Source organism: Mycobacterium lentiflavum (assembly GCF_022374895.2).
GTDB classification, from domain to species: Bacteria; Actinomycetota; Actinomycetes; order Mycobacteriales; family Mycobacteriaceae; genus Mycobacterium; species Mycobacterium lentiflavum.
Genome location: NZ_CP092423.2, coordinates 384,381 through 407,592, shown reverse-complemented (window position 1 = coordinate 407,592; position 23,212 = coordinate 384,381). Strand labels below are relative to the sequence as shown.

The window sequence follows — 23,212 nt, the reverse complement described above, 5'->3', positions numbered from 1 at the left end:
TCCGAGAAGAGGGTAGCCGATGACCGATTCCCCCAGCATCACGCCGGTGTCCGGTAAGCCGCTATTGCTGTTGGGCGGCTTCGATATTGGCGATCTGGGCTATGTCGCCGAAGAGTTCTTCGTCTCGGGGACGGCCTCGTCGTACGCGCCCGCCGCGGAATTGGAGCCCGACGGCCGGTGGGACGTAACCCCCTCCGGCGCAGCCGATTACACGACCCGGATCGTCGTGCTGACGCCGTCGGATCCGGCGCGGTTCAACGGGACCGTGCTGGTCGAGTGGCTCAACGTCAGTGGCGGCATCGATGCGCCGGCGGTGTGGATGATGGCGCACCGCGAAATCATCCGGGCGGGCTACGCCTACGTCGCGGTCTCGGCGCAGAAGGTCGGGGTGGACGGCGGTGCGAGCCTGCTCGGTTTCGACATGTCGCTCAAGAGTCAGGACCCGACGCGGTATGCGGCACTGAGCCACCCAGGCGATGCGTTCTGCTTCGACATCTTCTCGCAGACCGGAGAGCTGGCCCGCAGTGCCGACATTCTGCGCGGGCTGTCGGCCGAACACGTTGTCGCCCTGGGCGAATCCCAATCGGCGATGTTCCTTACCACCTACGTCAACGCGGTCGATCCCCTCACCGGAGTCTACGACGGCTTTCTGGTGCATTCGCGATTCGCTTCTGCCGCACCGCTGGACGGCGGCTCGGTCCTCGACGAATTTCAGGTGAACGTGCCGCAAGCCGTCAACTTCCGCGCCGACCTGCGCGTGCCGCTGCTGACGCTCATCACCGAAACCGACCTGTTCGGCGCCGTGCGGCACGGCTACTACTTTGCCCGCCAACCCGACAACGAACGGCTGCGGGTCTGGGAGATCGCCGGTGCCGCGCACGCCGACAACTACACGATCCAGGTGGCACCGATCGACACCGGCTCGGCGCCGCTGCGCGACATCGTGGCCGCCTATGCGCCCACCAACATGCTGATGGGCCAGCAGCTCGACCACTACATCAACTTCGCGCCGCAACATCACTATGTCGTGCAGGCGGCGATAGCGGCGCTGACCACTTGGGTCCGGACCGGCCAGGCAGCGCCGGCTGCCCCACCCATCGAGATAGTCGAAGCCGAACTGCCCCAACCGGTTCTGGATCGCAACGGCCTAGCACAGGGCGGTCTACGGACGCCATGGGTGGACGTGCCGCTGGCCCGGACGTCGGGAGACGGCGCCTGGGACAACACCACGGAGAACGTGATGTCGGCGATCTTCGGCTCCGGCGAGCCCTTCGACGAAGCGACCGTGCACCGGCTCTACCCCGGTGGCTTGACGGAGTATCTGGACAGTTTCACGACAGCGCTGGATTCGGCCATCAAGTCCGGCTTCATCCTGCCCGCAGACCGCGCCGAGATCCTCGAGCTGGCTAGCGCCACCTACCCCGGCGGCGATTCGTAACGTCCGCGTTCACCTTTCGCCGGCCAGCACCTCACGCACCGCGGCATCGACGGTGCTCAGCACGTCGGGGTCGATGCCCGAGCGGCCACGCACCAGGATCGAGGCGGCATTAGCCGCGGGCAGGCCCTCGGCCGGGCACACACCGTCGGGGAGCTTGCCGATCTTCGGCAGCAAAGCCAATCCCAGACCCGAGCGCACCGCCGCGTACAGCCCGGCCAAGTCCCCACATTCGGCCACGACGTCGTAGTCGACGCGGTGCTTCTCGAGCAGCGCGAAGGCCGGCTCGCGCAGTGTGCACGGTTCGGCATAGATCACCAGCGGCAGCGGCTCTGCTTGCCCGACGCTGAAGGTCCGTGCTGAAACCCATTGCAGTTGAACAATTCCCGATGCGTTGGCACGATCCAGCCCGGATCCGTCGAGCATGATCGCCAAATCCACCAGCCCGCGGTCGATCGCGTCCGCCAGGGAAACGTTGCGGTCCAGCCGGAATCGCGGTCGCCGGTCGGGAAGACGTTCGCGCAGCACGGTGGTCAGGGCGGGCAGCATCACGTCCGCGCCGTGCTCGGTGGCGCCGACCGTAAGCACCTTCTGTTCGGTCGCGCCGAGATCGTCGAGCGCCGCGTCGTGCGCCGCCAGAATCGTGCGCGCATGCCGCAGCACCCGCTGACCCATCTCGGTGAACAAGACGCCACGCCCGAAGCGCTCGACCACCGGTTCGCCGACCACAGCCTCGACTTTTCGCAAGTGCTGACTGACCGCGGACTGACTCACGTGCAGCGCGGCGGCCGCCCGGTGAAATCCGCCACAGTCGGCCACCGCGACTAGGCTGCGCAGCGGCGCGATATCGAGCACCTGGGGCATGCCGCCACCCTAGTTCGATCAGCAGAAATGATCAATCGTTCAAGGCGCTGGCGACATATCCTCGATGCGCCGCCGACAATCGATAAGTGTTTGCGATCGGTCCTGATCGCCAAAAATCGTTGGACGCATCAGGTGGCCGTTCGCAACCATGGGGGCATGCACCTGCGCCGCATGCCTTTGAGTACCGCTTCGGCGGTGACGTTGACCTATGCGATCGGGTATCCCATCGGCGCGCTCGCGGTAGCCGAGATGACCCCGATGGCGGTGCTGGTGCTGCGCTTCGGCTTCGCCGCCGTCATCCTCGCGGCGTGGGCCCTGCTGGCCCGGGCGTCGTGGCCACGCGGCGCCCAGTTCGGTCACGTCGTCGTCGCGGGTCTGCTGATCCAGGCCGTGCAGTTCTGCTGCCTGTATGAGGCCTTGCTGCTCGGGGCGTCCGCGGTGCTGTGCGCGGTGGTGATCGCAATGAATCCGGTGATGACGGCCATCCTGGCTACCCTGTTCCTGCGCGAGCCGCTCGGCCGGCTCCGGATCGTCGCCCTGGTTCTCGGCGTCGCCGCCGTGCTCGCCGCGTGCGCCCGGCGACTGATGGGCATGCACGGCGTCGACCCGGTCATGTTGCTGCTTGTGGTTGGGCTGCTTGGCCTTTCGGCCGGCGGGGTGTATCAGCAGCGGTTCTGCAAGGGCGTCGACTTCCGCACGATGAGCGCGGTGCAAAACTCTGTGGCGTTCATTCCCGCGGCGGCGCTGGCGATGCTGACGCCGTTCGCCGTGCACGATGCGGGCAGAGCCGCCGCCGCTATCGCAGGCATGGTGCTGCTCAATGCTACGCTCGCGGTCAGCATTTACCTGCGCGCCATCAGCATTCACGGCGCGGCGGCGGTGGCGATGCTGTTCGCGATCATCCCCGCGGCCGCTGCCGTGCTGAGCTGGCTCATGCTGGGTCAGCGCCCGGACGTCGGCGTCGCGATCGGCCTGCTCGTCGGTGGCCTCGCGTGCTGGCTGAACAGTCGGGCCGCCGGCAGGCGCCGCGCGCAGACACCAAGCCCCGAGCCGGAACTCGCGCCCGCGGGCCGCAACATGGTGGGTTGCTCAGCGGCCGACTAGCGTTGCTACCACGCTTGTCGGCCAATGAGACTGTGCCGCTTTGCGAATGATCGCGGTCACACCCCGGCGGATCGACGGCCGAAACTTGTCGTACTCGGTTGCGATGATGGCGTTATGTCTTCGACCGTGTCTTTGTCGGCGGCGGTGACTGCGCCTGATCGTCTTGGGGTGTTGTTCGATGAGTTGGCGGAGTTGGCCGGTCAGCGCAACGCGATTGATGGGCGCATCGTGGAGATCGTCGCCGAGATTGATCGCGACGGGCTGTGTGGGGTTACGGGGGCGCGGTCGGTGGCGGCGTTGGTGGCGTGGAAGCTCGGGTTGTCGTCGGGCAACGCCCATCAGGTGACCGCGGTGGCGGGTCGGCTCGAGGAGTTTCCGCGCTGCGTCCAAGGGATGCGGGAGGGGCGGCTGTCGCTGGATCAGGTCGGCGTCATCGCGGCGCGCGCACCCGAGGGCTCTGATGAGCATTATGCGCAGTTGGCGCGTAGTGCGACGGTCAACCAGTTGCGCACCGCGGTCGCGCTGGAACCGCGACCCGAACCCGACCCTCGGCCGCAGCCCTCGATCACCAAAACCACCAGCGAGGAGTTCAGCTGTTGGCGGATCACGCTTCCGCGCCCCGAGGCGGCAAAGTTCGACGCGGCACTGGCGTCTCATCGTGATGCGCTGATCGCCGAGTGGAAACACGATCGCGGCACCAGCGCCGCGGCATCGGATATCGCGCCGCCGGTGCCGGGAACCGTCGAGGCGTTTATGCGTCTGGTCGAGTCGGGGTGGGACGCCGAGGTGGCACGCCGGCCCCACGGTCAGCACACCACCGTGGTGGTGCACGTGGATGTCGAGCAGCACGCTGCGGCGCTGCATCTGGGTCCGCTGCTGTCCGACGCCGAGCGCCGTTACCTGACGTGTGATGCCACGTGTGAAGTCTGGTTCGAACGTGACGGTGAGGTCATCGGCACCGGCCGCACGACGCGGCTGATCAGCCGGCGGCTGCGGCGCGCTCTGGAGCACCGCGACCGAACGTGTGCGGTGCCCGGCTGTGGAGCCACCCGCGGTCTGCACGCCCACCACCTGCGCCACTGGGAGGACGGCGGGCCCACCGAGTTGTTCAATCTGGTGCTGGTGCGTCCGTATCACCACCGGCTACACCACCAAGGCGGCATCACCCTCACCGGCCCCGCAGACCATCTCACCGTCACCGACAACTCCGGCCGAACGCTCAGCGCCGGATCCCTCGCACGCCCACCAACCCAACCCCCGCCCGCAGTGGCACCCTGCTCAGGGCCTACCGGCGAACGCGCCCACTGGTGGTGGTACCAACCCTTCCAACCCCAACCACCACCAACGAACAACTAGACCCGTCGCCCGCGCTCGTGGCCCGAACCTAAAAAGCCTGCGGCATAAACAAATTCGTCTGCGGTGCCGGCTGCTATCGGATCTTGATCATCACGGCCGACGACCCAGCAGGCGGCTATCCGGTGACGGGCCTTCGACCGAACGGACCAGGCCGGCCCCGGTGATCAGCGGCAGGTCGAGTGCACACAGCAGTCCGGGCGCCGCCGCGCACACCGCGGGAATGGCGTTGACGATGCGCGAGGAGCCTGCGATGCGCGCACCCAGATCGTGGTCGTGGTCCTCGGCCATCTCGAATTCGCACCGCATAGTCGGCGAGCCCTCGATCTCGACGCGATAGGCTCCGCGGCCCGATGCCGGTCCGAAGCCGAGGTCCTTCGGCACAAGACTGATGTGCGGTTGGGGCCAGTCTCCGGCGATGTCGTCGCGCATCCGCGTCACATGGTCGACGACGAAAGTTGGCTTGTCCCCAACGTATCCGGTCAGCGTCGAGCGCATCGCAGCGATCGTTCCGGCCTCGATGTGACCCGTCGGGGTGTCGAAAGACTCGGTGGCGGCGACGCGTTCGTTGGTCTCCTCGATGTTGTCGATCTTGACGCCCAGCCCCGCGGCGAGCTGGTGCAGCACCGGGCCCCAGCCGAAGGTGAATATCCCCGGCTGCGCGGCGAACGCCTGATAGTCCGGCGGCTTACCGAAACCGAGGATCTCGTACACCGCCGCCCGGTCCGGGTAGGTGGCGTAGTTGAACATCTCCGTCACCCGCACCGATTCGATGACCCGCGACACTCCGGTAAGCAGCAGCGGCAGAACATCATTGGCGAACCCGGAATCAATGCCACTGGTGAAGAACGACACGCCGCCGTCCAGCGCCGCTTGGCGCAGCGGGTCGGTGAAGGCGCCGTCGACAGCGTCGGGAAAGACCAGCGGCACCACCGAACACGACACCACGTTCTTGCCGGCTCGCAGAATCGAAACCATGTCCTCGACGGCCTCCAGCGGGCGCAGGTTCGCGCCGGCGGCGTACACCACCGCGTCGGCGTCGCCCGCGAGCAGTTGTGTCGGGTCCTGAGTGGCCACCACGCCGACCGGCGCGATTCCGCACAGTTCCCCGGCGTCGCGGCCCGCTTTGGCGTCGCTGTGCACGACGAGATCGGTCAGTTGTAACTCAGGGTGGTCGATCACGCCCCGCAGGGCGATGACGCCCATCGAGCCCGGCCCCCAGACTCCCACCTTCAGCACGTTTATCTCCTAATATTAGGACGTCTATTCTTGCATTTTGGACGAATGCTAGGGAGCCGGGCATGGGTACGTCAACGCCGAAGTCGCCGCCGACCGCGCGGGTGATGGACGTGCTTGTCACGCTCGCGGATTCACCGGACGGGCGAACCTCGGCCGAGTTGGCGAAGACTTGCGGGATCAGCACCTCGACCTGCGCGCTGGTGCTGGCCGAGCTGGAACGCCGGTCCTGGGTCACCCGGCGCGGCGACCGGCGCTTTTGCTTAGGCAGCGGATTGTTCGGGCTGGTGCACGGGTTGCGGGCGCAGTTCCCCCTGCTGGACCGTGGCCGCGATGCGCTGACCTTCCTGCACCACACCCTCGGCGCGGGCTGCTCGATGTCGAAGATCGGCGGCCGGCACCTGACTACGGTCGACGCGGTAGGGCATGGCACCGACGGTGCGCATGCCGTCGGCCAGCGCTTCCCGATCGATCCCCCGTTCGGCCTCGTCGCGATGGCCTGGCGCGACGACGATTTCGTGGCGGCCTGGCTGCACCGGGTGATGCCGCGGCTGTCCCGCGACGAAGTCGCGCAGCATCAGCGGGTACTCGCCGACATCCGGTCCCGCGGCTACGGCGCCTGGCGGTTCGACGACACGCACCAATCGCTGCACCATCGCCTGACCGGGCTGCTCGCGTCGCTGGAGCCGACCGCACAGGTCACCCGACAACTCACCGCGCTGATGACCATGGTGACGCTGCAATCCGTCACCGACACACTCGAAACGGAGTTAGTGTCAACGGAATTCGTCGTCCTGCCGATCTTCGGCCAGGACGGGCAGCCGGAGTACCAAATCGAGATCCATCTGGGCGAATCGGCCGATTTGACGTTGCCCGCACTCGATGCCGCGCTGCAGCATGCGCAGCGACTGCTCGGCGCGCAGGTGTGATTACGCTGAAGTCATGCCTGCCAACTCCGACATTCGGCGCGCGGCTGACCGGGCTGTCACCACGACGCCGTGGCTGAAATCCAGACATTCGTTTTCGTTTGGCGACCACTATGAGCCGAATAACACCCACCACGGGCTGCTGGTGGTGAACAACGACGACGTGCTAGCGCCGCAGAGCGGATTCGACACCCACCCGCATCGCGATATGGAGATCGTGACATGGGTGCTGGAAGGCGAGTTGACACACCAGGATTCGGCCGGCCACCACGGTGTGATCTATCCAGGTCTGGCGCAGCGCATGTCGGCGGGCAGCGGGATCCTGCATTCGGAGAAGAACGATTCGCTAACGCAGCCAGTGCATTTCGTTCAGATGTGGGTCATCCCCGACGAATCGGGAATCCCCCCGGGCTATCAACAGCATGAGATCGGCCACATCGGATCCGAACTTGTGACCATCGCCTCGGGCATCCCCGGGCGCGACGCGGCGATCACACTGCACAACCGCGACGCGGCCCTGCACGGCGCGCGGCTGCAACCCGGCGACACCGTCACTACTCCCGACGCCCCCTACCTGCACGTCTTCGTGCCACGCGGCCGGGTGGCCCTGGACGGGACCGATGAACTCGCCGAAGGCGATGCGGCCCGCATCACAGACGGCGGTGGCTCACGGCTGACGGCGACCGAGCCGACGGAGCTGCTGATCTGGGAGATGCACGCAAAACTGGGCGGCTAGACCAATAGAGTGGGCGTGACAGACAGGAGCTGGGATGTCGAAAGCCCAACCGCGGCACGCGGTGCCGAATCCGAAGCGGAACGCAAAAGCGCTGAGAACAGTGCGGTTCTGGGCGTTGCCGATCGGCGCCACGCTGGCCCTCATGTCGGCGTTGTGTGCGCTGTATCTGGGCGGCATTCTGAATCCCACCACCAACCTGCGTCACTTCCCGATCGCCGTAGTGAACGAGGACGCCGGAACCGCCGGCCCGAAAATCGTCGACGGCCTGGTCTCCGCGCTGGATAAGAACAAATTCGACATCCGCGTGGTGTCCCACGACGAGGCCAAACGGCTGCTGGACCGGGCGCAGGCCTACGCCGAATTGGTCATTCCGCCAACGTTCTCGTCGAATTTGCGCGAGTACGGCGAGAGCGCTGTGCTGCCCACCAAGGCCGAGCGGCCGTCGGTCACGATCTTTACCAACCCGCGCGCCGGCACGCTGGGCGCCGGTATCGCCGGACAGACCCTCAACCAGGCCATGGCCGTTGCCGATACCAAAGTGGGACAATACCTTTCGTCGCAAGTCGCGCAGCAGACCGGCGGCGCGACGCTGACCGGAGCGGCGCAGGCGGGACTGGCCAGCCCGATCGACATCAAGTCAGCCGTGTACAACCCGCTACCCAACGGCACCGGCAACGGGCTGTCGGCGTTTTACTACGCATTGCTGTTGTTGCTGGCTGGGTTTACCGGCAGCATCGTCGTGTCCACCTTGGTGGACTCATTGCTCGGGTACGTGCCGGCCGAATGGGGCCCGGTGTATCGATTTGCCGAGCAGGCCAACATCTCTCGCTTCCGCACCTTGTTGGTGAAGTGGGGAATCATGCTGGTGCTGGCGTTGCTGACGTCAGGCATCTACATGGCCATTGCCCACGGACTCGGCATGCCCATTGCGCTTGGCTGGCAGTTGTGGGCGTACGGGGTCTTCGCGATCGTCGCGGTGGGCGTGACGTCCAGTTCGCTGATCGCGGTGCTGGGTTCGATGGGCCTGTTGTTCAGCATGCTGGTTTTCGTGATCCTCGGGTTGCCGTCGGCGGGCGCCACCGTCCCACTGGAGGCGGTCCCGCCGTTCTTCCGCTGGCTGGCCGAGTTTGAGCCGATGCACCAGGTGTTCCTGGGCGTGCGGTCGCTGTTGTATCTCAACGGCGACGGGGAGGCCGGCCTCACGCAGGCGTTGTTGATGACGTCGATCGGGCTGGTGATCGGCCTGCTGGTGGGCGGCATCATCACGCGCATCTACGATCGCAGCGGCTTCCACCGGATTCCCGGTGCGATCGGCGTGGCAATCGCCGAGGTGCATCAATCGCAACACAAGGCGCGCAGGTCCGGTAGACACGAGAGTTCCGGCAATGCCGCCGACGCCGAACCAAGCGACGCGGACACCAGCCAGCCTGATGCCGAAAGCGTAAGCGAGCAAACGTAATTCGGGCGCGGCCTAAGTGTCACATGTTTGTTATTTATGTTGACAGTGTGGCCAATGTGACTGATGCTGTGAATGTTGCATCCACATAAGGGCCGAAAGGGCTGCCGTGCTGACACGACGCACCAGGTTGCGCCGACTGGCGGCAAGCGTCACCACAATGCTCGCCTGCATCCTGCTAACGAGCACCGTCGCACCGCCCGTCGCGCACGCCGCTGATGCCCGCGAGCTGCTCGCCAGCGCGATCGGCGCCACCAAGGGGTCGTATCTGGTCTACAACTTCGGTCCCGGCCATCCCACGCCGCTGATGGACGCCGGCGGCCGCTGGTACGAGATGAACAACGGCGGCCACCTGATGATCATCAAGAACGCGGCAGAACGCCTGGCGCCGCACCTGTTGGTCGACACCCACCGGGGTGACCAGGCCCGCTGCGAGAACAACCCCGGGGCCCGTACCGGCGAAGGACTGTGGCAGGCCTCGGAGCTGTACGCGCCGCTGCAGGCATGGCAGCGGATGGGGCAGCCGACCATCGCGATCAACGCCAACTTCTTCGATGTGCGCGGGCAGAAGGCCGGTTCGTGGCGTCAGACCGGCTGCAGCTCACCGCTCGGCGCGTTCGTGGACAACACGAACGGGCAAGGCCGCGCCAACCAGGCTGTCACCGGTACCGCGGCCTACCCCGGCAAGCAAGGGCTTTCCGGCGGTGGCGAAAGCTGGTCCTCGCTGACGACGATGATCCTGCCGACCGGTGGAGCGCCGTACGTGGTGTGGCCGCGCAGCAAGAACGACTACGACGCCGCCACCCCGGTGGTCGCCGACCTGCTGAACAAGAACGAGAAGTTCGTCGCGGTGTCCGGGATCGGGCTGCTGGCGCCGGGCCAGACCCAACAGCTGCACGACGGTGGTCCCAGCGCGGCGCGTACCGCCCTGGCCTATGTGAAGCAGCGCGACGAGATGTACATCTTCGAGGGCGGCAGCTACACGCCGGACAACATGCAAGACCTGTTCCGCGGACTGGGCAGTGATTCCGCGATCCTGCTGGACGGCGGCGGCTCCTCGGCGATCGTGCTGCGTCGCGACACGGGCGGCATGTGGGCCGGCGCGGGTTCGCCGCGTGGGTCGTGCGACACCCGTCAGGTGCTCTGCGACTCCCACGAGCGCGCCCTGCCCAGCTGGCTGGCCTTCAACTAACCGTCAGCCGGCTCGGCCGTCGCGGTCACCGCGGGTTCGGTGGCCGGCGGCCCGAACCGGAAGATCAGCAGGCTGACCGCGACCAGCACCGCGATGAGGCTGAATACCGGGGCGATGACGAATCGTGAGATCGTCGCGCCGGCGAACGCACCGGCACACATCGTCGAAACGACAGTGAGACGCAGATTTTCGCGCGCACCCGTGCCCCCGGACAGTCGGCTGTCCATACCGAGACTGACGATCGTCGCCGTCAACACGGTGGTGGAGAGCTCTTGGATGCCGAACTGGCGTGCGCTCGAATGCTGCAGACCGAACGTCACCGCGAGGAAGCCGATGACGATGAGCTTGGTGTCGTCGTGATAGTGCAGTACACCGGAGCCGGCCAGTATCGACAACACGATCAGCAACACGAGCTCCAACGACAGCACGGTGGTGATCCACGGGCGCGTCCTACTACCGAAATAGCGGGTCAGCCTGCCACTGAGGATGGTGGTGATCACGAAGGTGGGCAGCGCCACCACAACCGCCGTCAAGTCGACGTTGGTGCGCGGAGCGAGCCAGAAGCCAAGGAAGATCACGTTGCCGGTCATGTTGGCGACGAACACGTGGCCGAGTACCAAGACGCTGATCGCGTCGGCCAATCCGGTGGCGAAGGTCAACAGCAACAGGGCCACGACGGTCGACCGCTCGGATACCGGCGACGCCTTGAAATCCACGGGTGCAGTATATTTCGGCGGTCTCGGTTCGACCGGACTACGGATGCGGCGTGAGGTCCAGGGAGGTGACGGTCGTCATCCTGGTCACCAGCCAGCGCCCGTTCGCGCGCTTCATGAACAGCCGATAGGACAGATACTTCAGCGCCGGGATGTCCTTGGTAAGCGGGCTGGTCGAGGTGGTGTTGGTGTAGACGATGACGACCGCGTTCGGGCCATCGAGCGATTCGACCGCCGCACCGGTGACTTGAGTCCGGTTGGTGATCTTGGCCTGCTTGTTCGGGGCCACGATCGCGTCGACGAATTTGCGGTACTGGGCCTCGAAGTCACCGCTGAGGTATGCCGACGCACGATCGGCGAGGCTGTCCATGTTCTCCGGCGTGTAGGTCCACAGCGTTGTGATCGCGTTGGCCGCGGTGCGGGCCACGTTGAGCTTGGTTGCCGCCGTGGCGCGGTCGGCCAGATACGGCTGCATGGCCGCGCCCGCGAACGCCGCGGAGCCGACGAACAGCAGTGCGGCCACCACTACGACGATGGCCATCCATTTGCCGGCCAGCAGTTTGCGACGCTTGCGTCCGCCCTCTTGGGCCGCCGCGGCGGATTCGTCGGCGTCGGCGTCGCGCTCTTCAGGCTTCGCCGACTCTTTGGCGGATTCCGTTGCCGTGTAGGTGTTTTCGTCGTGTTCAGCGGCGTCGTCGGAGGCCGCCTCGGCGGTCAGATCACCTGCAGCAGGCTGCTTATCTTCCACTGATTCCCTTCCCGCGTAGCAGTTGCCGTCCAACGATTGGTGTTCTCGAATACCTGCTTTTGATCCGGCGACTTGGACGTGACCTCGGTCGCCACCATGACGGTGGCGCTGCCGTCGTCGTTCCACCGTTCCACCGCGGCGCCCAGGATGGTGCCGGTCGCTGGTTCCGCACGCGCAACCTGCAGCAGGATCTCGTTGGCCTTGTCGTGATACTGCTTGGCGAAATCGCCTGTCGCCTGGGCCATTATCCGCATGACGTAGTCGTTGGCGTGATACGGGTCAAGCGAAGTGAACTGCGTCATGAACCCCGTCACGTAGTTGAGCACCTCGCGGGTCTTGGAGGCCTCGTGCTCACGGGATTCGTGGGAGATCAGCATCAAGGTAGACAGCGTGATCGCCGCTGTCGTCAACACCGCCGCGACGGTACTCGCGACGGGTAACCCCCACCGCCGGCGCCGCATCTGGGGATCCGTCGCGACGAGTAGCGCACCCTCACCGGGCTCAAACCTTCTGCGGGGGCTCATTTTCCGTTCCCCGGCGGCTTCGGCTTGGTCAGCACGGTGAGGTTGTCGACCAGCCAATGGCCGCCGGCGTCCTTGACGAAATTCACCCGCACAGTCGCGGTGATGTAGCGCTCCTGGGGCGCCGCGCCGCGCCGGCCCTGCATGAACAACAGCATCGTCGCGCGATCCGGCGACGCCGACTCGATCGAGCCGTCGGTCACCCAGTACTCGTTGATGACCGGGTTTCCCTTTTGGACGATGTCCTGCTGCGCCTTGAGCGGGCCGCGGTAGTTATCGGTCGCCAGCGACTGGGCCCGCTTGAAATCGTCGGACAGCGTCTTCGGATCGTAAGTCAGCATCTGCGCGACGATCTTGGGCCCCTGTATCGAGATCTCGGCCCGCGTTTGATCGGTCTGCTGATCGCGGGAGTAGACCACCCCGTAGCTCACGGCGCCGCCCGCCACGCACAGTGCGGTCGCGGTCAGCACCGCGATGATCGTCCACCGCCGGATGACGTCGGGCCGCGGTGTCTGCGCGCCTCGCACGTCCGTGCGCAGCAGCATATCGGCGAAGGTGCGGCGTTGCGAATCCCACAGCGGCCAAAGCCATCCCACCACCGACACGGTGTCGAGCAGGTGCGCCAGATCCCGCAGCAGCAAGCCCCAGGCGCCGATGACGGTGCCGTCACGGTGTACCACCGCGATTCCACACAGTGCGCGGCCTAGGCTCCAGTCGTAGATGGTCGGCAGCAGCAGCCGGTTGACCAACATCGCCAGGATTGCGATACCGAGGACGCAGCTGCTCAGCCACCACCACACCCCTTGCGGCGGCACGGTGAACGACACCAACGCCATCGTGGTCGCCACCGCGGTGGCGGGCAGGACGTCGACGGCGAACGCGCACGCGCGAATATGCCAGGGCGCCAAGGCATTCTCTGATGACACTTGGGGGACCGTGGTCTGAGTTTCCTCGACCACCAGCGTCACTTCGTCACCTGGTCGAGCCTGGCGATCCGGTACTGGCCTTCGTCCAGCGCCATTCTCACCCGAAGCCGATAGCCAGTTTCGTTCTGTGATTGATCGGCGACCACCTGGACGCGCATCGCCACGAGCACGTCGATCGAACCGTCTTTGTTGTTGCGCTCGACGGCTCCACGCACATCCGAGACCTGGACGTGGATGTTCGCGGACTGATAGGCCTGCACGAGCATGCCGGTGTAGACCATGGCCTGTTCACGGAAAGCGTCGGTACCGCATTCGATGATCTTCTGCTCGCTGGCGATCATCGCGTTGGTGTCGGGCGCCTGCGTGGCGGACACGCACTCGATCGCCGCCTTGAGCGCCGCGGCGTTGTTGCGCGCGATGGCCTGGCTCTCGTGGTGGTAGCGCATCGCCAGGTAACCACCGGTGCCGACGGCACCGGCCAGCACAATCAGGGTCGCAGCGATGCCGGCCAGCCAGCCGCGGCCCAGGGCCGACGGGGGGCGCCGTTCGGCATCCGCCTCGGGCGCGGCGTCGGTGTCGGTTTGCTCGCCGTCGGCTTCCGGCTGTTCGGCATCGTCGGCCGCGGGCGCGGCGTCGGTGGCGGACTCGGGAGGTTCCGGCGCCTCGGCGGGCGAATCCTCGGCCGTCACCTCGGGGTCGGTCTGCTCGGCTCCGACCTCGGATTCTGGCGAATCCTCGGCCGTCACCTCGGGGTCGGTCTGCTCGGCTCCGACCTCGGATTCTGGCGAATCCTCGGCCGTCACCTCGGTGTTTGTCTCGTCGGTGACGTCGTCCGATTTCTTCGGCCGTCTCCGACGTAGACGACTAAGCATCGACATCGGTGGTGGGTTCAGCCGGCTGGTGCCAGCATCTCCTTCCATCCGTCGTCTCCTGTTTTGGTCGAGTTTTCGACGGAGTATTTGACGCCGTCGGGCCCTACCAGTTCACCGCTCTGGGGACTGTATACCGCCGAGGGAGGTCCAAAGGGCGTGTAGACACACGGGTTGGGCTGCTGTCCGTTGCACTGCACGGTACCTTGCCCGGGTCGGGTCAAAGGATCACTGGTCGGCGGCGGCGTCCCCGCGACCCGGTCCGAAGGAGCCGGGTTCATGCCGTTGTTGATCGACGGCGCGGGGATCACCATGCCGGGGCGCACCGACTGATCGCATCGCGCTCCCGGCGCCGGGCAGGTCAGAATCTGGTTCGGGTCACCGAACCAGGGGTTCGTCCCGGCGGGCACGTACGGTCTGGGATCCCGGCACTCTCGGGGTGTGGCCGCCCGCTTTCCGGGGATGTCGGTACACGGGATGTTGCGCGAGCCACGCACGCTGTTGGCCGGCGTATCCATCGGAATCTTGCAGTAGGTGCCCGACGGCAGCGGCGCCATGCTGGTGTCGGCCGGCGCCCGCCACTCCGGCGCGGGAATGAAGCCGGTCAGACACGGCGGCGGCTGGTTGATCGACAGTGCCAGGTCGAGTGCGGCCTGGTTCGGGAACGGCGCGGCCACCGTCTGCGCAATCGAGGCACCCTGCGGCAGGAACACCAGCACCTGTTCCACCCCGGTGTGGTAGCGCTTGAGCAGGTCGAAGACGACCTCGAGATTCGCCAGCGTCTGCGGCAGCGACTCTCGCACGTCGCTGAACACGTCGTTGACCTGATCGGCGGTCGGCGCCGCTTGGGACAGAATGCTTTTCACGTTCGCGTCGCGTTGCGCGGACTGCGCGGCCAGTGTGTTCAGGTTGCGCGCCCAGCGCTCGATCGCGTCATTGGACTTCACCTGGCTGTCCAGCACCGGTCCCGAGTTCTGGATGATGTCGTTCACGTTGGTGATGTTCGTCCGGAAGTCGCCGACGATCGCCTGCGTGGAGTCGACCAGGCGCTGCAGCGCGGGACCCAGGCCGCCGACCGACTCCGCCGTTTCGTCGAGCAGCTTGCCGATCTTGTCCTTGGGCAATGCCTCGAGCCCGCGGTTAGCCGTGTCGAGCGCCGGCCCGATCTCGGCGGGCACGGTTCCCTTGCTGATGGTTTGCCCGTCGGCGAGGTACTTTCCGGGGTTACCCGTCGAGACCAGGTCCAGATACTGCTCACCGACCGCCGACACCGAGTGCACGTTCGCGATCGTGTCGACCGGGATTTTGTACCGGCTGTCGATGCTCATCGTCGCTTCGGCGCCATGCTCGGTCGGCTCGACGTCGGTGACCTTGCCAATCGTGATGCCGCGATAGGTCACGTTGGCCGTCGGGTACAACCCCCCCGATGCCGGCAGCTCGGCCTTCAACGAGTACCGGCCGATCCCCATCAGGCTTGGCACCTGCAGGTAGTAGACGCCGAGCACCAGCAGCGAGACGATCGTGAGGACCAGGAACGCCCACAGCTGGCGTCTAATGAAGGGAGTCAGCAATTCCGGTCCCCCCGTTCCACCAGCGGTCCGCCGGGCGCGTCATTCGGGTTCGGCGTGTAGCGGACGTCGGGGATCATCGTCTCGGGGTCGCGGCCGAAGGACTGCTCGAGTGCCCGTAGCGCGCCCGACAATCCGGTTCCGGTGAGGAACGCGTTGTCGACCGAGCTGTAGGTGACGTCCAGCGTCAGCGAGATGTTCACGTAGTCACCGCGGAACATCTTCGGGACGGTGTCGATGTCGAACGGCTGGGTCAGGATCAGCTTCAGCGCGCCGATCAGGTACGGCGAGGAGCGGCCGAGTTCCTTCAGCGGGCATTGCAGCGCCTGCAGGTCGGTGTGCAGCGGCCCGCGCGCCTCCGACAGGTACTGATCCGCGGCCCCGCTGAGTCGGCCCACCGAGTCGATCGCGTTGATCAGCAGGTTCCTGGTGTCGGCGAAATGCTTGATCAGCGGCGGGATGTCGGTCAGCACTCGGTCGAGGACGTCGGACCGGCCACCGACATAGACCAGCAGCCGGTTGGTGGAGTCGATCGCGTGGGTGATGTCGTCGCGCTGCTGGTTGAGCTGCGCGGTAAAGGTGTCGAGCTTGCCGAGGAAGGACCGGATCTGCTCGCCGCGCCCGTGAAAGATGTCGTAGACCTCGTTCTGCAGCACTTCCAGGTTCGGGATGCCGCCGCCGCGCAAGATCAACGACAGACTGGCCAGCGTCTGCTCGGTAGTGGGATACGACGTCGAATTCTTCAACGGAATGGTGTCGCCGTTTTTCAAGAGTTCGTGCGACGGGTTCGGCGGCGCGGCCAGCTCGACGTGCTGAGAACCGAGCAGCGACGTCTGACCGATCCGAGCGATGGCGTTCTTCGGCAGCTTGACGCTGCTCTTGACGCCGAGCGTCAGGGTGGCCACCCAGTTCTTCAACTCGATCTTCTTGATCGACCCGACGAAGACGTCGGCAACCATCACCTTGCTGTTGCCGTTGATCGCCAGGGTGTCCGGTACCTGCACGTAGACGGTGTAGGAGCCCGGGCCGTCGCCGGGACCGCCCGGGATCGCCACGTTGGAGATGCCTCGCCAGCCACACGAGCTCAGCACCGCGGCGACGACCAGCAGCACCACGCCCTGCCAGACCCGGTGCCTGATCAACCGCGAAAACCTGTTCACTGGCCACCCCCGAAGTCAGCGGGGGACGCCGGACCACCGGCGTTGGGTGCCGGGGCCCCGACCGGCGCGGGGGTCGGCGCGACGGGACCCGGAATCACTCCCGGTCCCGGTGCCGGCGGCTGGATCGGCGTCGGAGCCCGCAGCCCGATAGGCGGCAGGATCGGGTTCTCGTCGTAAGCGTTTGGCGGGCCCGGCGGGGTCTGCAGGTTCGACTGAACGGGTGCGATATTGGGTCCGCCCATCAGCTCCTCGAGCGATTCCGGCGTCATCAGGCCCGCGGTGATCGGCCCGACCTGCTGGCCTTGCATACCCGGCGCCACGATCCAGCCCTGCTGGGTGTTGCGGTGCGAGGTCGGCGTATCCGGCACCCAGATGCCCGGGACGGTGGTGTCCTTGTAGCCGTTCGGCGGATGCAGCCGATCTTCGGAATACGCGACCTCCTTGGGCAACGTCTCGGCGGTGCTGAACAGGTTCAACCCGAACGGTAGGTAGTTGAACTTGATCGCGTCGAGGATCGGCGCCAGGTACTGCGCGCACAGTTCGGCGGATTCCTGATAGCCGAGCCGGCTGCCGGCCTGAATCGAGCTGCAGATGAACTGCATCGGGTTCGCGAAGTTCGTGATCGCCGGAATGGCGACCACCGACCCGTGCGACGGGTGATAGATCTGATTGATGTTGGCCGCGGCCGTCGGCAGCACGTGCAGCGCGGTCTCCAGCCCGTTCAGCGAATCGGGTTGCAGCAGCGTGTTCGTCGCGGTTTCCAGGTTGTTGACGTCGGTGGTCAACACCTCGCGGTTCTTGTCCAGCCACGGCCGGACCGTCGAGAGCAGGCTGTCGAACTGCTGGAGCGCATTGTTCAAGGCGCCGTCATCGCTCGCCAGCCGGCCGGTGACATCCGCCAGGTTCTGGTTCAGTGCGACGAACTGCGCGTCATCGGCGTGCAGCGCGTTGACGAACAGCGCCAGGCTGCGCACCACGGCGAAGAAGTCGCCGCGACCCTCGTTCAACGCGTTCAGCGCCGACGACAAGCTGTTGAGCGCGGTGTTGATCTGCTTACTCTTGCCTTCCAGGCCGTCGGCGAACGACGAGATGACCTCACCGAACGGACCCGTCGGCTGCTCCTTGGTCGGACCCAGCTTCGAGATGATGTTGGTGATGCTGTTGCGCAGTTCGTCCCACTCCACCGGCACCTGGGTGCGCTCTTCGGGGATCACGGCGTTGTCGCCCAGCACGGGTCCGCCCTTGTAAGGCGGCTCCAGCTGGATCGCGCGCGACGCCACCAGGGTGGGGTTGAGGATCACCGCCGAGGCGTTGGCCGGGACCTTGTACTTGTTCTCGTAGTGGAAGGTCACCTTCATCTTGTCGCCGAGCGGCTCGATGCTGTCGATCGAGCCCACCCGCAGGCCCATGATCTGGACCTTGTCCCCCTTGTAGAGCGCGTTCGCCGCCGGGAAGTAGGCGACGACGGTGTTGTTCGTCAGCTTCTCGAACAGCCGGTAGCCGACATAGCCGACGACCAGGGCGACGACGATGACCAGCGCTCCGATGATCACGGTCGTCCGGGAGAACTTCGGTAGCCGGACGTTGCGGACGTCAAAGATGGTGCTCAATTCTGGCTACCTCCCGTGACACCACTACCGCCCGAGCCGCCGGGGTTGATGAACGGCGCCGGCAACTGGTTCCCCGGTCCGGGCGGCGCCGGGGGACCCGGCGGCAGACCCGGAGCGAAGGTCGACGGCGGCGGCACCGGCCCGGCCGGTCCCAGGTTCTCGGTGCGCGCGCCCGGCGGAGCCTGGGTCGGCAACGGCACCGGCGTGCCCGGCACGTTCGGGGGCGGGTCACCCGGGCGCCCGGCGATATTGATGCCGGGCGTGGGCGGCAGACCGTCCGGGTTCGGCGGCGACACAGCAACGTCGACGGGTGCCGGGAAGCCCGGCCCCCCAAACGGGCCGACCGCCGCACCGGCGCACGGCAACGGGTTCCACGGCCGCGGCAGACCCTCGTCGCCGACGGTGACGTTGCCGCCGGGATTGGCCGGCGTGTACGAGCACGGCGATCCGGGTGGGATGGCCGGTCCGGGATGCTCCGGGGTGCCCTCCAGCACCGGCGGTGCCGGCGGCGGTGCACCGTTGGGGAACCGGGCGCCGTTGGGGTCGGGCCAGCGGTATTCCGGCAGACCGGCACTGCGCCAGAAGTTCTCCGGGTCGATGCCGCGCTTCTTGAATGCGGCGTCCACCCACGGCTGGATGATCTGGTAGAGCGCCAGGTTGTGCAGCACCACCTTGAAGAACGGCCCCGACGCGATGGCCTCATTCAAGGACGGCAGGAAGTGGCCGACCTCGGTCAGACCCGCTGCCACGTCGTCCTTGCGCTCGACCAGGATCTTGCTGATCGTGCGCAACTGCTCGAGCACGTGGTTGAGGTTCGGGTTGTCGTTGATCAGGCCCTTGACCTGTTCGGAGAACGCGGCGATGTTGCCCAGCAGGGCGTTGATGGCCTGCCCGCGCTCGTTGAACGCGGCCAGCAGCGTCTTGGCGTTGACCAGCAGGCGGTCGACCTGCTCACTGCGGTCGCCCAGCACGCTGGCCACCTGGTTGGCCTGGGCCAGCAGGTGCTTGACCTCGGCGTCACGTTTGCCGACCGTGTCGGAGAACTTCGAGACGCCCTCGAGCGCGGCGCTCAGGTGCGGATAGGTCTGGTCGATGGTCTGCGACAGCACGTGCAGCGACTCTTTGACCGTATCGATGTTCCAGCCGGAGGCGGCCTTGGTGACGTCGAAGAACGCGTCGTAAATCTGATACGGCGTGGTGCTCTGGCCCAATGGCAGCGTGGCGCCGGGTTTCAGCTGCTGGTTGCCCCGCGCCTCGATCTCCATGACCTTCTTACCGAGGATGGTGTCGGTCCGGATCGCCAGCCGGCTCTCGGTGCCGATGGTGTTGGTGCCGATCGAGAACTTCATCGTGATGTGGTCGCCGTCGATCTTGAGGGCCTCAACCTTGCCGACGTCCATGCCGGCGATGCGCACCTTGTCGCCGACGTTGATCCCGCCGGAGTCGGTGAACTGCCCGTAGTACGCCGGCCTGGCCATCAGGATCGGGACACTGGTGAAGCTTTGCCCGACGCCGATCACGAGCAGCGTGACCACGATGCCCATCAGGCCGATCCGAAACCGGTTCGGGGGTTCCAGCGTTCTCATTGCGGCGTGCACCTACCCGTCGGCTGCTGGAAGAGCCGGACCGTGCGGACCGGACCACCAGCTTGCAGACCGTTGATTTTCAACGTGATGTCGCAGGCGTAGAAGTTCACGAAGTCTCCGTACGACCCGATGGCGCGCCCGATCATGTTCAGCGCGCTCGGCACCTTCTTGAGGTAGTCCTGCAGTTGGTCTTGCTGGTCGATCAGCGGCTGCTGAATCCCGTCCAGGTAGTTGATGGACTTGTGCAGCAGCGCCCGATCCTCGCCCAGCAGATCGGCCACGGTGCCCGCCGCATTGCTGATGTGTGCGGTCCCGCCGGCCAGCTGATCGCCGTGGTCCCTGAGCCCGGTGATCAGCACCTCGAGGTTGTTAATGGTCTGGTCGAATTGCTGGCGGTGCCGGACCGTCGTGTCCAGCACCACGTTCAGGTTCTTGATCACCTCGCCGATGGCCTGGTCACGCTCGCCGATCTGGTTCGTCAGCTGCGCGGTGTTGTCCAGGATGTCGTTGATCGTGCCGCCTTGACCCTGGAACACCGTGATGAGCGCGCTCGCGATGGTGTTGACCTTCTCCGGATCCAGCGCCCGGAACAGCGGCTTGAAACCACCGATCAGCGCGTCGAGGTCCAGAGCCGGCGCGGTACGCGACAGCGGGATGAAGCCACCCGGCGGCAGCACCTTGTCCGCGCCTTCACCCTCGCCGCGCTTGAGTTCCAGATACCGATTACCGATCAGGTCCAGGTAGCGAATCTGCGCCGTCGTCGACTGATACAGCGGAACCGAGCGGTCCACGTTGAACTTCACCCGCACGCGCTTGCCGCTGTCGACCAGCTGCACCGAGTCGACCTTGCCGATCTCCACGCCGGAGGCGCGGACGAATTGGCCCTGCCGCAGCCCGCTGATGTTGCTGAACTCCGCGGTGTAGGCGTTGGTGCGGTCAAACCGCATCTGACCGAACACCACGACGATCATCACAGTGAAGAGCAGCAGCACCAGGGAGAAGATGCCGAGTCGGACGAGCGTACCGGTGATTTTCATGGGTTGATCGTGTTATCCCCTACCTGACGGCCCCACACGTATTCGATTGCGTAGGGCGAACCGGTGTCGAGGTGGTTGTACGGCGCGATGCTGTTGCCGGAGTCCATCACCAACTCGGGAGCGGGCCAGAGGTCATGCGTAATGTGCTGCCAGCAGCCCGGCGCACCGCCCGGACCACCGCGGGCGTTCACCCGCGGCAGGTTCTCGGGATAGATGTAGGGGTTCGGCGCCCCGCCGACCACCCCGGCAATGCCACCGACCAGGCTCGCGATCGTGGCCACCGCGGACACCGGGTTGGCGAGCAGCCCAAGGCCGGACAGCGCCTCGGTGTGGGCGTTTAGCGAGTAACCGTTGCCGGCGAGGAACGAGGCGGCCTTGGGTTCGATGTCGTGGTAGTTGCGCAGGGTGCAGAAGATCGCCGGGCTGTAGGTGTCCAGCAGCTGCGCCGACGGCACCAGGTCGGCGGCGCCGCGCGCCAGGTACGGGCCGCCCTTCTCGAAGATCTCGGCGCCGGTGTTGCCGAACCCGGCGGCCGATAGCAGCGCCCGGTCCAGGTCCTTCTGCTGCTGGTTGATCGTGCGTGAGGTGACGACCGCGTTGTTGAGGAAGTCGAACAGGTCCGGCGAGGCGTTGGCGTAGGTGTCGCCGAGGCCGGCCAGCTGCTGGATGTCGTGGCGGATCTGCGGCATCTGCGGGTTGACGTCGTCGAGGACCGCGTTGCCGTTGACGATCGACTGCCCGAACTTGTCGCCGAGGCCGGCCAGCGATTGCGCGGCCGCACTCAGCGTCAGGTTCAGCTTGACCGGATCCACCTTTTCCGCGATCGAGGTGACGGTCTGGAACAACGTATTGATCTCCGTCGTCACCGACCTCGCGTCGATCACCGACGACGCGCTGAGCCGTTGCGTCGACGGGTTCTGCGGCGTCGTCAGCGACACGTACTTGCCGCCGAACACCGTGGTGGCCTTGATGTCGGCAGTCACGTTGGCCGGGATCAGCTTCAGGTACCGCGGATAGACGTCGAGGGTGAACTTCGCCGCCGGCTTACCGTCGCGGACGATCTCGGAGATGGTGGCCACCCGCCCGATCTCGACGCCGTTGTAGGTGACCTTGGAACCCGGGTCCATGACCAGACCCGCCCGCGACGCCAGCATGGTCAGCTGGGTCTTGGGGGTGAAGTCGCCGCGGAACTGCCCGTAGATCAACACGAAGACGAGCACGCCGACGACCAACAGGCCGACGCCCGCCAATTTGTAGGGCGGGGTCCGCGCTGCGTTCGTCTTTCCGGGTCGGGTCATGGAGTTACACCGTTAAGGCGAAGTTCGGGTTGACGCCGTACAGCGCCAACGCGGCCGACAACACCACAACCTGCACCGAGACCAAAGAGAATCGCATCGATCGACCAACGGCCTCGCCGACGCCGACGGGCCCGCCGCCGGCGTTGTAGCCGTAGAAGCAGTGCGTGATCATCACGACCGCGGTGATGATGATGGCCTCCAGGAACGACCAGAACACGTCGTCGGGGCGCAGGAACGTCCGGAAGTAGTGGTCATAGGTTCCGTTGGACTGCCCGTAGAGCACCGTCGTGGTGATCTGCGGCGACAGGAAGCACATGATCATCGCCAGCGCGTAGATCGGGATGATCACGACCAGCCCGGCCATGAACCGCGTGGTGGCCAGGAACGAGATCGACTTGATGCCCATCACTTCCAGGGCGTCGATCTCCTCGCTGATCCGCATCGCCCCGAGCTCCGCGGTGGCGCCCGCGCCGACGGTGGCAGCCATCGCGATGCCGGTGACGACCGGAGCGGCAATGCGCACGTTGATCAGCGCGGCGAAGAACCCGGTGAACGCCTCGACGCCGATGTTGCCCAGCGACGCGAAACCCTGGATCGCGACCAGCGAGCTACCGGACAGCGTGACGAAGCCGACGATGGCGACGGTGCCACCGACGACGGCCATGGCACCGGTGCCCATGCCGATCTGGGCGATCAACCGCAGCGTTTCCTTGCGGTAGTTGCGCAGCGCGTGCGGCACGTGCGCGATGCAGGTCATTGCGAACCAGGCCATCCGGCCGATGTCGTCGAGCCCGCGGCCGGCGGCACCGCCGTAGCGGTTCAGGTTTTCGGCTGCCCGCGGGAACCGGGCGCGCAGTACGGCGACGTTTGTCAT

At 66.0% G+C, this 23,212-nt stretch carries 21 protein-coding genes; 7 read left to right on the top strand and 14 right to left on the bottom strand.

Features of this window, described 5'->3' with window-relative positions:
* Nucleotides 1–19 precede the first annotated feature (19 nt).
* Nucleotides 20–1,438 carry an alpha/beta hydrolase domain-containing protein gene (locus MJO58_RS01995; RefSeq protein WP_239721866.1) on the top strand — a complete coding sequence of 473 codons (1,419 nt, stop codon included), beginning with the start codon at nucleotides 20–22 and terminating at the stop codon, nucleotides 1,436–1,438.
* 9 nt (nucleotides 1,439–1,447) lie between these two features.
* Here MJO58_RS01995 and MJO58_RS01990 read toward each other — a convergent pair whose 3' ends face one another.
* Nucleotides 1,448–2,299 (bottom strand): LysR family transcriptional regulator, encoded by an 852-nt coding sequence (locus MJO58_RS01990; protein ID WP_239721865.1) that lies wholly within the window; start codon nucleotides 2,297–2,299, stop codon nucleotides 1,448–1,450.
* Between the two features lie 171 nt (nucleotides 2,300–2,470).
* Between MJO58_RS01990 and MJO58_RS01985 the strand changes: the two genes are divergently transcribed.
* Nucleotides 2,471–3,403 carry a DMT family transporter gene (locus MJO58_RS01985; protein WP_239723134.1) on the top strand — a complete coding sequence of 311 codons (933 nt, stop codon included), beginning with the start codon at nucleotides 2,471–2,473 and terminating at the stop codon, nucleotides 3,401–3,403.
* Between the two features lie 114 nt (nucleotides 3,404–3,517).
* A complete protein-coding gene (locus tag MJO58_RS01980) occupies nucleotides 3,518–4,759 on the top strand; it encodes an HNH endonuclease signature motif containing protein (protein WP_239721864.1) in 1,242 nt (413 codons plus the stop codon).
* Nucleotides 4,760–4,849: 90 nt separating this feature from the next.
* Here MJO58_RS01980 and MJO58_RS01975 read toward each other — a convergent pair whose 3' ends face one another.
* Nucleotides 4,850–5,995, bottom strand: coding sequence for an NAD(P)H-dependent amine dehydrogenase family protein (locus MJO58_RS01975; protein WP_239721863.1), 1,146 nt, complete (start codon nucleotides 5,993–5,995; stop codon nucleotides 4,850–4,852).
* A gap of 62 nt (nucleotides 5,996–6,057) precedes the next feature.
* Here MJO58_RS01975 and MJO58_RS01970 point away from each other — a divergent pair, with 62 nt between their 5' ends.
* From MJO58_RS01970 to MJO58_RS01955, 4 genes are all read left to right on the top strand, one after another.
* Nucleotides 6,058–6,921 carry a MarR family transcriptional regulator gene (locus MJO58_RS01970; protein ID WP_090598561.1) on the top strand — a complete coding sequence of 288 codons (864 nt, stop codon included), beginning with the start codon at nucleotides 6,058–6,060 and terminating at the stop codon, nucleotides 6,919–6,921.
* A gap of 13 nt (nucleotides 6,922–6,934) precedes the next feature.
* Nucleotides 6,935–7,654, top strand: coding sequence for a pirin family protein (locus MJO58_RS01965; protein ID WP_239721862.1), 720 nt, complete (start codon nucleotides 6,935–6,937; stop codon nucleotides 7,652–7,654).
* Between the two features lie 34 nt (nucleotides 7,655–7,688).
* Nucleotides 7,689–9,113: a YhgE/Pip domain-containing protein gene (locus MJO58_RS01960; RefSeq protein ID WP_239721861.1), complete on the top strand. Its 1,425-nt coding sequence runs from the start codon at nucleotides 7,689–7,691 to the stop codon at nucleotides 9,111–9,113.
* Between the two features lie 79 nt (nucleotides 9,114–9,192).
* Entirely contained in the window at nucleotides 9,193–10,302 is a 1,110-nt protein-coding gene (locus MJO58_RS01955; protein WP_239723133.1) for a phosphodiester glycosidase family protein, read from the top strand.
* On the opposite strand, the gene MJO58_RS01950 is transcribed toward MJO58_RS01955, so the two are convergent.
* From MJO58_RS01950 to MJO58_RS01895, 12 genes are read right to left on the bottom strand one after another with little or no spacing between them, the layout of a single operon-like run.
* Complete coding sequence (locus MJO58_RS01950) at nucleotides 10,299–11,018, bottom strand: YoaK family protein (RefSeq protein ID WP_090598549.1); 720 nt, start codon at nucleotides 11,016–11,018, stop codon at nucleotides 10,299–10,301. The two genes, MJO58_RS01955 and MJO58_RS01950, sit on opposite strands and share 4 nt — an antisense overlap.
* Nucleotides 11,019–11,055: 37 nt before the next feature.
* Nucleotides 11,056–11,763, bottom strand: coding sequence for a mammalian cell entry protein (locus tag MJO58_RS01945; protein WP_239721860.1), 708 nt, complete (start codon nucleotides 11,761–11,763; stop codon nucleotides 11,056–11,058).
* Complete coding sequence (locus tag MJO58_RS01940; protein WP_175364331.1) at nucleotides 11,730–12,287, bottom strand: Rv1363c family protein; 558 nt, start codon at nucleotides 12,285–12,287, stop codon at nucleotides 11,730–11,732. The genes MJO58_RS01945 and MJO58_RS01940 overlap by 34 nt, the downstream gene beginning before the upstream one ends.
* Complete coding sequence (locus tag MJO58_RS01935) at nucleotides 12,284–13,252, bottom strand: RDD family protein (RefSeq protein WP_239721859.1); 969 nt, start codon at nucleotides 13,250–13,252, stop codon at nucleotides 12,284–12,286. The genes MJO58_RS01940 and MJO58_RS01935 overlap by 4 nt, the downstream gene beginning before the upstream one ends.
* On the bottom strand, nucleotides 13,249–14,130 hold the full coding sequence (locus tag MJO58_RS01930) for an Rv1363c family protein (RefSeq protein ID WP_239721858.1): 882 nt from the start codon (nucleotides 14,128–14,130) through the stop codon (nucleotides 13,249–13,251). The genes MJO58_RS01935 and MJO58_RS01930 overlap by 4 nt, the downstream gene beginning before the upstream one ends.
* Nucleotides 14,100–15,650 carry a virulence factor Mce family protein gene (locus MJO58_RS01925; protein WP_239721857.1) on the bottom strand — a complete coding sequence of 517 codons (1,551 nt, stop codon included), beginning with the start codon at nucleotides 15,648–15,650 and terminating at the stop codon, nucleotides 14,100–14,102. Before MJO58_RS01925 ends, MJO58_RS01930 begins: the two co-directional genes overlap by 31 nt.
* Nucleotides 15,644–16,807 carry a virulence factor Mce family protein gene (locus MJO58_RS01920; RefSeq protein WP_090598536.1) on the bottom strand — a complete coding sequence of 388 codons (1,164 nt, stop codon included), beginning with the start codon at nucleotides 16,805–16,807 and terminating at the stop codon, nucleotides 15,644–15,646. The genes MJO58_RS01925 and MJO58_RS01920 overlap by 7 nt, the downstream gene beginning before the upstream one ends.
* The gene (locus MJO58_RS01915) at nucleotides 16,804–18,417 is read right to left on the bottom strand and encodes an MCE family protein (RefSeq protein ID WP_090598534.1); all 1,614 of its coding nucleotides are present in this window, start codon (nucleotides 18,415–18,417) and stop codon (nucleotides 16,804–16,806) included. The genes MJO58_RS01920 and MJO58_RS01915 overlap by 4 nt, the downstream gene beginning before the upstream one ends.
* Nucleotides 18,414–20,003, bottom strand: a complete 1,590-nt coding sequence (locus MJO58_RS01910; RefSeq protein WP_090598532.1) for a virulence factor Mce family protein — start codon at nucleotides 20,001–20,003, stop codon at nucleotides 18,414–18,416. Before MJO58_RS01910 ends, MJO58_RS01915 begins: the two co-directional genes overlap by 4 nt.
* Nucleotides 20,000–21,040 (bottom strand): virulence factor Mce family protein, encoded by a 1,041-nt coding sequence (locus MJO58_RS01905; protein ID WP_239721856.1) that lies wholly within the window; start codon nucleotides 21,038–21,040, stop codon nucleotides 20,000–20,002. Before MJO58_RS01905 ends, MJO58_RS01910 begins: the two co-directional genes overlap by 4 nt.
* Nucleotides 21,037–22,338, bottom strand: a complete 1,302-nt coding sequence (locus MJO58_RS01900; protein WP_090598527.1) for an MCE family protein — start codon at nucleotides 22,336–22,338, stop codon at nucleotides 21,037–21,039. Before MJO58_RS01900 ends, MJO58_RS01905 begins: the two co-directional genes overlap by 4 nt.
* 4 nt (nucleotides 22,339–22,342) lie before the next feature.
* The gene (locus tag MJO58_RS01895) at nucleotides 22,343–23,212 is read right to left on the bottom strand and encodes an MlaE family ABC transporter permease (protein ID WP_090598526.1); all 870 of its coding nucleotides are present in this window, start codon (nucleotides 23,210–23,212) and stop codon (nucleotides 22,343–22,345) included.